Source organism: Streptomyces sp. NPDC043867 (assembly GCF_056435845.1).
Map to the genome: position 1 here is coordinate 102,025 of NZ_JBWKDS010000016.1, position 12,659 is coordinate 114,683.

Sequence of the window (12,659 nt, forward strand, 5' to 3'; positions counted from 1 at the left end):
GGGGGGGGCCCACCCCCCCCCCCCCCCCCCCCCCCCCCGCCTTCGGGACGCCTTCAGAGCCGTGCCCGGGTGGCCTCCACCAGACGGACGACCGATGCGTCCGCCACGCCCGCGACCTCGTCGTACGAGAACCAGCGCAGGTCCAGCGACTCGTCGCTGATCTCCTGTACGGCTCCCGGCTGGGCGAGGACCGCGTACTGGACGTCGAAGTGGCAGTGGCACGGAGGCGGGATCGGATGCCGGTCCAGGCGCACCGGACCGCCCGGCAGCAGGGTCAGGCCCGCGATGCCGGACTCCTCCGTGGCCTCGCGCAGTGCGGCCGCCGCGAGCGTGGTGTCCCCGGGTTCGCAGTGGCCGCCCATCTGGAGCCACATGCGCAGCTTCCTGTGCAGGGTCAGCAGCACGCGGCCGTGCCCGGGGTCGACCACCAGGGCGCTCGCCGTGAGGTGCCCGGCCGTGCACGCCTTCCACAGGCCGTCCGGGTGAGCCTCCAGATGGTCCAGATAGGCCTGGCGCAGCTCTTCCTGGTCCTCGTACTCCTTCAGTACGAGGACCGCGTCGTCGTGGAGGGTCACTCGGTGTCGTCGCCCTTGCCCTTGTTCTCGCCCTTGCTCTTGTTCTCGTCCTCGGTCTTGTTCTCGTCCTCGGCCCTGGCGTCCGGGGCCTGTGCTGCCGCGTCCTTCCCGAGATCCGGCTTCGCGGGGCCGTCCGCCGCCTCGCCGAGCATCTTGTCGAGCTCGGAGAAGTCCAGCTGCTCGCGGTGCACGAAGCCGTCCGGGTCGTCCAGGTCGGACGAGGTGGGGAGCATGTCCGGGTGGGCCCACAGACCGTCCCGGCCGTCGACACCGCGGGCGTCGGAGAGGGAGGCCCACAGCCGCGAGGCGTCCCGCAGCCGGCGCGGCCGCAGCTCGAGCCCGATCAGGGTCGCGAACGTCTGTTCGGCAGGGCCGCCCGAGGCCCGGCGGCGGCGCAGCGTCTCGCGCAGCGCGTCGGCGGACGACAGCCGCGGCTTGGCCGCCGCGTGCACGACCGCGTCGACCCAGCCCTCGACGAGCGCGAGGGCCGTCTCCAGACGGGCGAGGGCGGCCTTCTGCTCCGGGGTGTCCTCCGGCTGGAACATGCCCTGCTGGAGGGCGTCCTGGAGCTGCTCCGGATTCTGCGGGTCGAACTGGCCGACCACGTCCTCCAGCTTGGCGGTGTCGACCTTGATCCCGCGCGCGTAGCCCTCGACCGCGCCGAACAGGTGCGAGCGCAGCCACGGCACGTGCGCGAAGAGGCGCTGGTGGGCGGCCTCGCGCAGCGCGAGATAGAGCCGTACCTCCTCCTGGGGGATGCCCAGGTCCTTGCCGAACGCCTCGATGTTCAGCGGGAGCAGCGCGGCCTTGCCGGCCGGGCCGAGCGGCAGGCCGATGTCGGTGGAGCCGACGACCTCGCCCGCCAGCACGCCCACGGCCTGCCCGATCTGCGTGCCGAACATGGCGCCGCCCATGGACCGCATCATGCCGATCAGCGGGCCCGCCATGGCCTGCATCTCCTCGGGCAGCACGTCGCCCATGGCCGCGCCGACGCGCTCGGCGACCGGATCGACCAGTTCCTTCCAGACCGGGAGGGTCGCCTCGACCCACTCCGCGCGGCTCCACGCCACGGCGGAACCGGCCCCGGACGGCAGGGACGTCGCGTCGTCCAGCCAGTGGTCGGCCAGCCGGACGGCCTCCTGGACCGCCGAACGCTCGGCGGGGCCGACGCTCGCGTCCTTCGTGCCGTCCGACGTGCCCTGGGAGACCGTCTGGCGGGCGATCTGCTTGGCCATGTCCCAGTTCACCGGGCCGCCCTCGTACGAGAGCATCTGGCCCAGCTGCTGGAACGCGGCGCCCAGGTCGTTGGGGTTCAGGGAACCGAACATCGCGGCGAGCGGATTGTCGGCGCCGGGACCGCCGGCGCCGGGGAACCCGAAGCCGAACGGGTTGGCCGGTCCCTGCCCACCACCGCTCTCCTGGTCCTTCTTCTTGCCCTCGTCGCCGTTCTCCGGCTCCTCCGGCGGAAGGCCGAATCCGAATGGGGTGTCACTCACGGGATTCCTCGGCTGGTAAGGCCGCCGGTTCTTTCCCGACGGCGGCTGCCCGACAACACCACCCAGCGTAGACACCATGGGCCGATCGGGCCTCGGTGCTCCGCCGACTGTCGGCCTGCGGCAGGATGGATGCCACCTGGTACGCACGCGTCACGCGCGTTCATTACTGAAGACAACCGCTGGAGACGCCCGGTGAGTTCCCCAGATCCGCAGGTTCGCGCAGCGCGAAACCCTTCCACCAGCCCGGCCGCCCGCGGGCCCGTCGTCGCCGTCACCGGCGCGGCGTCCGGCATGGGCGCGCTGCTCACCGAGCGGCTGGCCGCAAGTGAGGAGATCAAGCAGGTCATCGCCATCGACGAGCGGCGCGGGGAGTGCGCCGGCGCGCAGTGGCACATTCTCGACGTGCGGGACCCGGCCATCGCCGAGCGGCTGCGCGGCGCGGACGTCGTCGTCCACCTGGCGCTGGACCTGGACCTCGAGAGCGATCCGGCGGCACGCACCGCCTACAACGTCCGCGGGACGCAGACGGTGCTCACGGCGGCCGCCGCCGCCGGGGTGCACCGGGTGGTGCTGTGCACCTCGTCGATGGTCTACGGGGCCCTGCCGGACAACGAACTGCCCCTCTCCGAGGACGCCGAACTGCGGGCGACCGCCGAGGCCACGGGCGTCGGGGACCTCCTGGAGATCGAGCGGCTCGCGCGGCGCGCCCCACGCGCCCACCCCGGCCTGAACGTCACCGTCGTCCGGCCCGCGGTGCTGGTCGGGGGCACCGACACGGCACTGACCAGGTACTTCGAGTCGCCGCGTCTGCTGGTCGTGGCCGGTTCGCGGCCCGCCTGGCAGTTCTGTCACGTTGAGGACCTGTGCAGCGCGCTGGAGTACGCCGTCCTGGAGAAGGTCGACGGGGAGCTGGTCGTCGGGTGCGACGGGTGGCTGGAGCAGGAGGAGGTCGAGGAACTCAGCGGCATCCGGCGCATGGAACTGCCGTCCGCCGTGGCGCTCGGGGCGGCCGCCCGGCTGCACCGGATCGGGCTCACCCCTTCGCCCGCCGGTGACCTGGCCTACACGATGTATCCGTGGGTGGTCAGCGGGAACCGGCTGCACGACGCCGGCTGGCGGCCCCGGTGGAGCAACGAGGAGGTCCTCGCCGAGCTGCTGGAGGAGGTCGCCGGGAGGCGCACGCTGGCCGGGCGGCGGCTGGGCCGCAAGGACGCGACCGCCGCGGGAGCCGCGGGGGCGACGGTCGCCCTGCTCGGTACGGCGGCCCTCGTCCGCCGGGCCCGGAAGGCCCGGCGCCGGATCTGACGTCGGTGGCGCGGAATCGGTCCGGCCGGCGGCCTCTGGGGTGCCGCCCGGCTCCCTCGGGGGCTGGCGCGAAGCGTGCCCGTTCGGGAGGCCCACTCCTGTAGGAGGCTCCAAACGGCTACGCGCGCGTGCCGGGTGAAAGCGCTATTCCGCCTTGTCGGCGGCGTGCGGCACGATGGGCTCATGGCACCTACGTTTGACCACCCGGGCGAGCAGGCGGCACAGGATCCCATCAGGCTGCTCGCCATCCGTGAGACGCCGCTCTCCCTGGACGAGGTCTTCCGGGCCGTCGGGGATGACGCCGCCGGCGGGACCGCGCTCTTCGTCGGGACCGTGCGCAACCACGACGGCGGCGCCGACGTCGACCGGCTCGGGTACTCGTGCCATCCCACGGCCGAGGCGCAGATGCGGCGGATCGCGGAGAAGGTCACCGCCGACTATCCGGTGCGAGCCCTGGCCGCGGTCCACCGTGTGGGTGACCTGGCCGTCGGAGATCTCGCGGTGGTCGTCGCCGTGTCCTGTCCGCACCGGGGCGAGGCCTTCGAGGCGTGCCGCAAGCTGATCGACGACCTCAAGCACGAGGTGCCGATCTGGAAGCACCAGACGTTCTCCGACGGCACGGAGGAATGGGTCGGCGCCTGCTGAGCCGAAGGGCCGCCGGCCGAGCCGTAGGGCCGCGCACATCCGGCTGAACCGAAACACCTCCGGCTGTTGAGGCCGCCTGCTGAACCGAGGCGGCCTCAACAGCCGGAGGCAAGGTGGTGGTCCCCGAACTCCTCACCCCCGCCCGGTCTTCCGGTTGCGTAACCGCACCCCTGGCATGAGCGTTGACCAAGCGGATGGTTAATCTGCTGATCACTCAGTTGCGGTCGCTCATGGGGTCGGGAGGTCGGTATGGCGGCGCTCGCCTGGTTGCTGATTCCGCTGTTCGCTGCGATCGGTGCCGGTCTGTGGGGCAGTTGGGTCGGCCGTAATCGCAAGACCACGGGAGACGGCACCGAACTGGCGGGCTACACGCGCTTCCGTGAGGCCATGGAGAAGTCCCACTCCGGGACGTGACCGAGGGCCCCGCCACGGACGGGCGGCCCCCGCAGTGCGCTGTCGGCGCGGTCCCGTACTGTCGTTCCATGCCACGCCGCACCGCGACGATGCTCGCCTCCACCCTGATGCTGATCGCACTCCTGTGCGCGGGAGTGTTCATCGACGTGCCGTACTCGGAGATGTCACCGGGACCGACGGTGAACACGCTCGGTGAGCACGCGGGCGAGCCGGTGCTGCAGGTCTCCGGCCGCAAGACGTACCCCACGACCGGTCACCTCAACATGACGACGGTCAGGGTCACCAGCGCCGACTACAAGATGAACCTCGTCGAGGCGGTCTACGGGTGGCTGGCGCACGACAACAAGATCGTGCCGCACGACACGCTCTACCCGGACGGCAAGACCGAGGAGCAGTCGACGCAGGAGAACGCCGAGGAGTTCAGCCAGTCCCAGGAGAGCGCCAAGGTCGCGGCGCTCAAGGAGCTGGACGTCCCGGTGAAGTCCTGGGTGATCGTCTCGACGGTCCTCAAGGGCACCCCCGCCGAGGGTGAGCTGCACGCGGGTGACGTCATCAAGTCCGTCGACGGCACGGTCGTGAAGGCGCCCGAGGACGTGGCGAAGCTGGTCACCAGGCACAAGCCGGGCGAGAAGGTCGTCTTCACGATCGTGCCCGCCAAGGAACAGGCCGCCGCCGAGAAGGCGAACAGGACGGCGACCCGCACCGAGGACGTCACGATCACCACCGACAGGTCCGACGACACCGGCGAGGCCCGCGCCATCGTCGGCATCTCCGCCGGGACCGATCACACGTTCCCGTTCACCATCGACATCAAGCTCGCCGACGTCGGCGGCCCCAGCGCCGGCCTGATGTTCGCCCTCGGCATCGTCGACAAGCTGACGCCGGGGAATCTGACGGGCGGCAGGTTCGTCGCCGGCACCGGCACCATCGACGACGACGGCACGGTCGGCCCGATCGGCGGCATCGAGATGAAGACGGTCGGCGCGCGCGACAAGGGCGCCCAGTACTTCCTGACGCCGAAGGAGAACTGCGCGGCCGCCGCCAAGGACACCCCCGGCGGCCTCACCCTCGTCAAGGTGCACACCATCGACGACGCGCTGGACGCACTGAAGGACATCCGCTCCGGTGACACCGCCGGCCTTCCGAAGTGCACGGCCAAGGGCTGACCGCGAAGGACGCCCCGGACACGAACGGGTACACAGACGGGGGCGCACCCGGAACCGGGCGCGCCCCCGTCGCCGTACGGGAAACCCTCGTGCAGACGTGAGCGGGAGGCGGTCAGTCCGCGAAAGTGGCCGACAGGGCCTCCGCCAGACCGGGCACCAGCTCGGAGCCCGTCAGCACCTCCGTGGGCGCGTCCTTGGCACGCAGCCGCAGCGCCGAGTCGCGCGAACCGTCGCGCAGCACCGCGACCGTCATCCGGACCTCCTGCCGGTCCGGGTGCTCGGCCACCCACTGCGCGAGCTTCTTGTCGCTGAGACCCTCCGGGACTGAGGCCTCCGCCGACGGCGGCAGCATCAGCCGCTCCACGGTCAGCGCGCAGCCGACGACCGCGTCCGGCCAGGCGATCGTGCCGAGGAACTCGTCCAGCGGCTTGTCGGCGGGAACCTCGTCCTGCTCGATGGGGGTGAAAGCGGTGGTCTGCTGCTCGTCCCCGAGGCCGAGCTGCGCCGCGAGACCGGGCTCCTGGGCGCGCAGTCGCGCGGTGTCTACGAGGGCGAAGAGGCGAGCGGGCTGGTCCCAGCCGAGGCCGGAGGCGTACTCGTCGATCTCGAGTACGGCCCGGGTGAGCGGGCTCGCTGCCATGGGAGTGTTGGACATGGTCACAATCCTGCCTCGGAAGTACCCGGAAGCGGGAACCGAGTAAAGCGTGAGTAAGTTGCATAGGTGTGGGTCCACGATCTCGGGGGCCTGACGGATCAACAGCGAACTTCGAGGTGCGCACCTTGGCTTTCCAGATGCCGGACCGCGGCGGAGGCCCGACGGGGCCACGGATCAGAGTGGGCCGCCCGTCCCGGCGTGTCCGGACCCTGCTGATGACGCTGGGCGTCCTGGCCGTACTGGCCATGGCGTTCACCATGTTCGCGGGCTTCTGGACGGACTGGCTCTGGTACCGGTCGGTCGACTACTCGTCCGTGTTCACGACCACGCTGTGGACCAAGATCGGGCTCTTCTTCGTCTTCGGCCTGCTGATGGCGGCCGCGGTCGGGGTGAACGTCTGGCTGGCGCACCGGCTGCGCCCGCCGCTGAGCGCCATGTCGATGGAGCAGCAGAGCCTCGACCGGTACCGCATGGGCATCGCGCCCTACAAGCGGTGGCTGCTCCTCGGGGTCACCTCGCTCGTCGGGCTGATCGCGGGCGCGTCCGCCGCGGGCCAGTGGCGCACGTGGCTGATGTGGGTGAACGGAGTCCCCTTCCACCAGAAGGACCCCCAGTTCCACCTCGACGTCTCCTTCTACGCCTTCGACCTGCCGTGGTACCGCTTCCTGCTGGGCTTCGGCTTCGCCGCCGCGGTGCTCTCGCTGATCGCCGCCGCGCTCACGCACTACCTCTACGGAGGGCTGCGGATCACCAGCCCCGGCGCGCGTGCCACGGCCGCGGCCACCGGGCATCTCTCGGTGCTCCTCGGCATCTTCGTCGCGCTGAAGGCGGTCGCGTACTGGCTCGATCGGTACGGGCTCGCCGTGAAGTCCAGTGACTTCAAGGCCACGGGCAACTGGACGGGCCTCAGGTACGTCGACGCGAACGCGTACCTGCCGGCCAAGACGATCCTGTTCTGCATCGCCGTGATCTGCGCCGTGCTGTTCTTCGCCACCCTGTGGCGGCGCACCTGGCAGCTGCCCGTCATCGGCTTCGGCCTGATGGTGCTCTCGGCGATCCTCATCGGCGGGCTGTACCCGGCGATCGTCCAGAAGTTCCAGGTCCAGCCGAACGAGCAGGCCAAGGAAGCGCCGTACGTCGAGAAGAACCTGCAGGCGACCCGCGAGGCCTACGGCATCGACGGCGCCCAGGTGAAGGAGTACGCGGGCCGCAGCGACACCGACGACAAGAGCGAGCTGCGCAAGGACGCCGACGGTGCCGCGAGCATCCGTCTGCTGGACCCGAACGTCGTCTCGCCGACGTTCCAGCAGCTCCAGCAGGTGCGCAACTACTACGCGTTCCCGTCGAACCTGGACGTCGACCGCTACAGCAAGGACGGCAAGGACCAGGACACGGTCATCGGTCTGCGCGAGCTGAATCTCCAGGGCATCCCGAAGAACAACTGGATCAACGACCACTTCCGCTACACCCACGGGTACGGCGTGGTCGCCGCCAAGGGGACCGCGGCCGACGCCGAGGGCCGCCCGGAGTTCACCGAGTACGACCTGCCGTCCAAGGGCAACCTCGGTGAGTACCAGCAGCGGGTCTACTACGGCGAGAAGACCACCCAGTACTCGATCGTCGGCGGGCCGCAGAAGGAGATCGACTACTCCGACGACAACGGCGAGAAGACGACCAGCTACCAGGGCAAGAGCGGGGTCAACCTCTCCAGCCCGGTCAACCGGGCCGCGTACGCGGTGGCGTTCAGCGAGCCGCAGATCCTCTACTCCGGCGCGATCGGGGAGGGTTCGCGGATCCTGTACAACCGCACGCCCAAGGAGCGCGTCGAGGCGGTCGCCCCGTGGCTGACCATCGACGGTGACGCCTACCCGGCGGTCGTCGGCGACAGGATCCAGTGGATCGTCGACGCGTACACGACCACCAACGGTTATCCGTACGCCTCCCGCACCACCCTCGGCGACACGACGGCCGACTCGCTGACCGCCGCCAACAACCAGCGTGCGGTGGTGGCCCAGCAGAACCAGGTCAACTACATCCGCAACTCGGTGAAGGCGACCGTCGACGCGTACACCGGAAAGGTGACGCTCTACGAGTGGGACACCAAGGACCCGGTCCTGAAGACCTGGAAGAAGGCATTCCCGGGGACGGTGAAGTCGAAGGGGGACATCCCGCAGGCCCTCATGGACCATCTCCGTTATCCGCAGGACCTGTTCAAGGTCCAGCGCGAGCTGCTCACCCGGTACCACGTGAAGGACGCCCAGACGTTCCTCAGCGGCAGTGAGGTGTGGCAGGTCCCGGACGACCCGACCAACAAGTCGGGCAACGCCGTGCCGCCGTACTACCTGAGCATGAAGCTGCCCGGCAAGGACTCCCAGGCGTTCTCGCTGACGACGACGCTCACGCCGAACGGCCGGGACAACCTGAGCGCCTTCATGTCCGTCAACGCCGAGGCCGGCACGGACGAGTACGGCAAGATCAGCATCCTGAAACTGCCCACGGGCAGAACGGTCGACGGACCGAAGCGGGTGCAGAGCCAGTTCAACTCCGAGCCGTCCATCGCCGAGTCCATCAGGCTTCTCAGAGGTGGTGACTCGGAAGTCGAGTACGGCAACCTGCTGACGGTGCCGCTCGACGGAGGACTGCTCTACGTGGAGCCGGTCTACGTGCGCGGTGGTGGCCTCAAGTACCCGCTGCTGCGGAAGGTGTTGGTGACCTACGGCGGCGCCACGGCCTTCGAGGACACGCTGGGCGAGGCGCTCAACAAGGTCTTCGGATCCGAGGGCGCGACCCAGGAGCCGCCACGCGAGGGCGAGGGGACCAAGCCGCCGACGTCGCAGGACCCGACGGTGCAACAGGCCCTCGACGACGCCCAGAAGGCCTTCAATGACGGCCAGGCCGCCCTCAAGAAGGGCGACTGGGAGGCGTACGGCAAGGCGCAGAAGGATCTCGAGGACGCGCTGCAGCAGGCCGAGGACGCGCAGGCCAAGGCCGACAAGGCCGGCGGTACGGGCGGCAGCGGCGCCGACAAGGACACCTCCAAGGACACCTCCAAGGACGGTGACAAGAGCAGCGACAAGAACTCCGGGGGCGGCTGAACCGGAGCCCTCCCCGCGCCGTGGTACGGTTGCAACACAACGGCGCGGGGTGGAGCAGCTCGGTAGCTCGCTGGGCTCATAACCCAGAGGTCGCAGGTTCAAATCCTGTCCCCGCTACTGAAAGGCGAAGGCCCGGATCCTATGGATCCGGGCCTTCGCCGTGTGTGCGTGCGCGCACGGAGCGGGGAGCGGGCGTGCCCGGACTCCGGGACGGGTGCGTGCCCGGGCGTGGGCGGGGCAGGTGCGCTTGGACGTGCGCGCGGCCGTCGGGGACCTGTACGGGTGCCTCGTGGACGCGCGTACGGAACATGTGGACGTACGTACGGAGTTGGATGTCGACGCGCGCGAAGGCCGCTTCCTGTGCGCCGAGTTGGCCGATCTGTGTTTGACTTGTCTCTCTGTGGGCATGTCGACAAAACGCTGAAGTGACCTCACGGACTGCGGTATACCAGGTGTACCCAGGTTGCAGGTGGTGCGACGATGGACGTTATGGGGGACAAGGCAACTCTGTTGGATACAGGGCGTTTTGTGCAGCCTTCCGGCCGGGACGAAACCGGCGAAGCTGTCGAGGAGGCACGTCAGCGGCTCGCCGCGGAAGCCGGCGACGTCGAGGCGATGAGCGTCCTCGGAGCCATGCTGCTGCGCCGTGGTGATCTCGACGGAGCCGAGCCTCAGCTGCGCGCGGCCACCGCTGCCGGTGACCGCGCCGCCGCCAACAACCTGGGTGTCCTCCTGCATCAGCGCGGGTACGCCGACGAGGCCGCGGGCTGGTGGCGGATCGCCGCCGTCGCCGGCTCCGCCGCCGCCGCGCACGCGCTCGGGCGCCACCACCGCGAGCGGGGCGACGAGCCCGCCGCCGAGTACTGGCTGCGTCAGGCTGCCGAGCAGGGCCACGCCCTCGGCGCGTACGCGCTCGCGGACCTCCTGGAGCACCGCGGCGACGTCGGCGCCGAGCGGTGGCTGCGGGCCGCCGCGGAGCGCGGGCACCGCGAGGCCGCCTACCGGCTGGCGCGCACCCTGGACCGCAGGGCCGTCGACGCAGGCGAGGTCGGCGCCGACAACGGTGTCATCGGTGCAGGTGGGGAGGAGGCCGCCCAGTGGTACCGGCAGGCCGCCGCGCGCGGGCACCGGCGGGCCGCGCTGCACCTCGGGGCGATCCTGGAGAAGCGCGGCGACCTCAAGGAGGCCGGGCGCTGGTACCTGACGTCCGCCAAGGACGGTGAGGCCCGGGCCGCCTGCGCGCTCGGATTCCTGCTGCGGGACGCGGGCGACAGTGAGAGCGCCGCCGTGTGGTGGCTGCGGGCCGCCCAGGACGGCGACGGCAACGCGGCCAACGCCCTGGGCGCGCTGCACGCCGAGCGCGGCGAGCACCAGACCGCCGAGCGGTGGTACCGGGCGGCCCTGGACGCGGGTGACGTCAACGGGGCGTACAACCTGGGCCTGCTCTGCGCCGAGCAGGGACGCACGGCGCAGGCCGAGCAGTGGTACCGGCGCGCCGCCTACGCCGGGCACCGCGAGGCGGCGAACGCGCTGGCCATCCTGCTCCTCCAGGTCGGTGACGCGGCCGGGGCCGAGCCCTGGTTCTCCAAGGCGGCCGAGGCGGGCAGCGTGGACGCCGCGTTCAACCTGGGCATCCTGCACGCGGGGCGGGGCGGCGAGGAGGGCGAGGCCGCCGCGCTGCGCTGGTACGAGCGGGCGGCTGCCGCCGGGCACACCGAGGCGGCGCTCCAGGTCGCCATCGCGCGGCTGCGGGAGGGCGACGAGCCGGCCGCGGAGCGGCATCTGCGGTGCGCCGCGGGCGGTGGCAGCGCGGAGGCCGCGTACCGGCTCGCCTCCGTGCTCGACGCCCGGCGGCCGCCGGCACCCGCGCACGAGCTGGGGGAGCCTGCGTACGAGAAGAGCGAGTGCGAGGAGTGGTACGAGCGGGCGGCCTCCCAGGGGCACCGGCGGGCGCAGGTGCGTGTCGGGATGCTGGCGGCCGCGCGGGGCGATGTCGTGGAGGCGGCCCGGTGGTACCGCGAGGCCGCGGAGGCCGGGTCGCGGAACGGGGCGTTCAACCTCGGGCTGCTGCTGGCGCGTGAGGGGAGTGAGCCCGAGGCGGCGCTGTGGTGGACCCGGGCGGCCGATGCGGGGCACGGGCGGGCCGCGCTTCGGCTCGCGCTCGTCTACGCGCGTCGTGGGGAGCTTGCGGAGGGGCAGCGGTGGGCGGATCGTGCGGTGTCGCTGGGGCCGGCGGAGGTGTCCGAGCGGGCGGCTCGGTTGCGGGACGCGTTGCGGCAGGAGTTGACGGCGTGAGCCGTGGCCCGCGTGGCCCGCGTGAGCCACGTGGCCCACGTGAGCCACGTGGGGTGCGCCCCCGTCTTGGCTGCGGGGTGGTGTCGGCGGTGGGGCGGGGCCGGCAGCACCGCGGGGCGTGACGGGGAGTTGTTCGCCCCCTCCGCCCCTTCCCGTCCCGTCCCTGGGGGCTCCGCCCCCAGACCCCCGTGTCGGCCTGCGGCCTCGTCCTCAAGCGCCGGACGGGCTAAATTGCCCGTCCTCGGTGTCGGACGGGGCGCCTAAGGACGCCCAGCCGGTCGAAACCAGAAGTGATTTGCATGCGTGCACACGGTTGACGTAGTGTTCATTTCACCGACGCGGGGTGGAGCAGCTCGGTAGCTCGCTGGGCTCATAACCCAGAGGTCGCAGGTTCAAATCCTGTCCCCGCTACTGAAGACCGAAGGCCCGGAACCAATGGTTCCGGGCCTTCGGTGTATGTGTTCGTATGCGAAAGCCCGGCGTCCGTACGCGAAGGCCCCGGCACCATGGGTGCCGGGGCCTTCGCGTGAGTTGGTGGGTCAGGCTGCCGCGCAGTTCGGGCAGACGCCGCGGTACGTCACCTCGACGTCCGAGACCGTGAAGCCGAAGCGCTCGGAGTCGGGGAGGTCGGCGAGCGGGTTGCCGCCCGGGTGGACGTCCTTGATCGCACCGCACTGGGCGCACACCAGGTGGTGGTGGGGCCGGTGGGCGTTCGGGTCGTAGCGCTTGGCGCGCTTGTCCGTGGCCACTTCCAGTACCTCGCCGAGCGAGACCAGCTCACCCAGCGTGTTGTACACGGTGGCCCGGGAGATCTCGGGCAGCTTCGCGACGGCCCGGGCATGCACCTCGTCGGCCGTCAGATGAACGTGATCGCCGTCGAGGACCTCGGCGACGACACGGCGCTGCGCGGTCATGCGCCAGCCGCGTCCACGCAATCGTTCCAACAGGTCACTCATGCGCACCAGCCTAACAGCCAGGGACCAGATCCCGAACAGGTGTGACTTTGGAAGGTC

The 12,659-nt window shown here is 70.8% G+C and carries 10 protein-coding genes and 2 tRNA genes; 8 read left to right on the top strand and 4 right to left on the bottom strand.

The features are described from left to right. Nucleotides 1–53 precede the first annotated feature (53 nt). The gene (locus AC069T_RS18090; protein WP_478783688.1) at nt 54–575 is read right to left on the bottom strand and encodes an NUDIX hydrolase; all 522 of its coding nucleotides are present in this window, start codon (nt 573–575) and stop codon (nt 54–56) included. Next, nucleotides 572–2,071: a zinc-dependent metalloprotease gene (locus AC069T_RS18095; protein WP_478783689.1), complete on the bottom strand. Its 1,500-nt coding sequence runs from the start codon at nt 2,069–2,071 to the stop codon at nt 572–574. The genes AC069T_RS18090 and AC069T_RS18095 overlap by 4 nt, the downstream gene beginning before the upstream one ends. 192 nt (nt 2,072–2,263) lie before the next feature. Here AC069T_RS18095 and AC069T_RS18100 point away from each other — a divergent pair, with 192 nt between their 5' ends. From AC069T_RS18100 to AC069T_RS18115, 4 genes are all read left to right on the top strand, one after another. After that, entirely contained in the window at nt 2,264–3,376 is a 1,113-nt protein-coding gene (locus AC069T_RS18100; RefSeq protein WP_478783690.1) for an SDR family oxidoreductase, read from the top strand. A gap of 183 nt (nt 3,377–3,559) precedes the next feature. Then, nucleotides 3,560–4,021: a molybdenum cofactor biosynthesis protein MoaE gene (locus AC069T_RS18105; protein WP_358850156.1), complete on the top strand. Its 462-nt coding sequence runs from the start codon at nt 3,560–3,562 to the stop codon at nt 4,019–4,021. Nucleotides 4,022–4,270: 249 nt separating this feature from the next. Beyond that, nucleotides 4,271–4,435 carry a hypothetical protein gene (locus AC069T_RS18110; protein WP_355781820.1) on the top strand — a complete coding sequence of 55 codons (165 nt, stop codon included), beginning with the start codon at nt 4,271–4,273 and terminating at the stop codon, nt 4,433–4,435. 68 nt (nt 4,436–4,503) lie between these two features. Continuing rightward, nucleotides 4,504–5,601, top strand: a complete 1,098-nt coding sequence (locus tag AC069T_RS18115; protein ID WP_478783691.1) for a YlbL family protein — start codon at nt 4,504–4,506, stop codon at nt 5,599–5,601. Nucleotides 5,602–5,713: 112 nt separating this feature from the next. On the opposite strand, the gene AC069T_RS18120 is transcribed toward AC069T_RS18115, so the two are convergent. Beyond that, nucleotides 5,714–6,256: a PPA1309 family protein gene (locus tag AC069T_RS18120; RefSeq protein ID WP_476752360.1), complete on the bottom strand. Its 543-nt coding sequence runs from the start codon at nt 6,254–6,256 to the stop codon at nt 5,714–5,716. A gap of 137 nt (nt 6,257–6,393) precedes the next feature. Between AC069T_RS18120 and AC069T_RS18125 the strand changes: the two genes are divergently transcribed. From AC069T_RS18125 to AC069T_RS18140, 4 genes are all read left to right on the top strand, one after another. Beyond that, nucleotides 6,394–9,351 carry a UPF0182 family membrane protein gene (locus AC069T_RS18125; protein ID WP_478783737.1) on the top strand — a complete coding sequence of 986 codons (2,958 nt, stop codon included), beginning with the start codon at nt 6,394–6,396 and terminating at the stop codon, nt 9,349–9,351. Nucleotides 9,352–9,394: 43 nt separating this feature from the next. After that, nucleotides 9,395–9,468 (top strand) — tRNA-Met (locus AC069T_RS18130). A 363-nt stretch (nt 9,469–9,831) separates the two neighbouring features. Beyond that, nucleotides 9,832–11,646 (top strand): sel1 repeat family protein, encoded by a 1,815-nt coding sequence (locus AC069T_RS18135; RefSeq protein WP_476752359.1) that lies wholly within the window; start codon nt 9,832–9,834, stop codon nt 11,644–11,646. A gap of 337 nt (nt 11,647–11,983) precedes the next feature. Next, a tRNA-Met gene (locus tag AC069T_RS18140) sits at nt 11,984–12,057 on the top strand. Nucleotides 12,058–12,185: 128 nt separating this feature from the next. On the opposite strand, the gene AC069T_RS18145 is transcribed toward AC069T_RS18140, so the two are convergent. Next, complete coding sequence (locus AC069T_RS18145; protein ID WP_121405873.1) at nt 12,186–12,602, bottom strand: Fur family transcriptional regulator; 417 nt, start codon at nt 12,600–12,602, stop codon at nt 12,186–12,188. Between the last annotated feature and the right edge of the window lie 57 nt (nt 12,603–12,659).

Coding starts and splice junctions, on each gene's coding strand:
- AC069T_RS18135 (WP_476752359.1), top strand. CDS start 9,832: ATGGACGTTATGGGGGACAAGGCAACTCTGTTGGATACAGGGCGTTTT.
- AC069T_RS18125 (WP_478783737.1), top strand. CDS start 6,394: ATGCCGGACCGCGGCGGAGGCCCGACGGGGCCACGGATCAGAGTGGGC.
- AC069T_RS18115 (WP_478783691.1), top strand. CDS start 4,504: ATGCCACGCCGCACCGCGACGATGCTCGCCTCCACCCTGATGCTGATC.
- AC069T_RS18105 (WP_358850156.1), top strand. CDS start 3,560: ATGGCACCTACGTTTGACCACCCGGGCGAGCAGGCGGCACAGGATCCC.
- AC069T_RS18110 (WP_355781820.1), top strand. CDS start 4,271: ATGGCGGCGCTCGCCTGGTTGCTGATTCCGCTGTTCGCTGCGATCGGT.
- AC069T_RS18120 (WP_476752360.1), bottom strand. CDS start 6,256: ATGTCCAACACTCCCATGGCAGCGAGCCCGCTCACCCGGGCCGTACTC.
- AC069T_RS18145 (WP_121405873.1), bottom strand. CDS start 12,602: ATGAGTGACCTGTTGGAACGATTGCGTGGACGCGGCTGGCGCATGACC.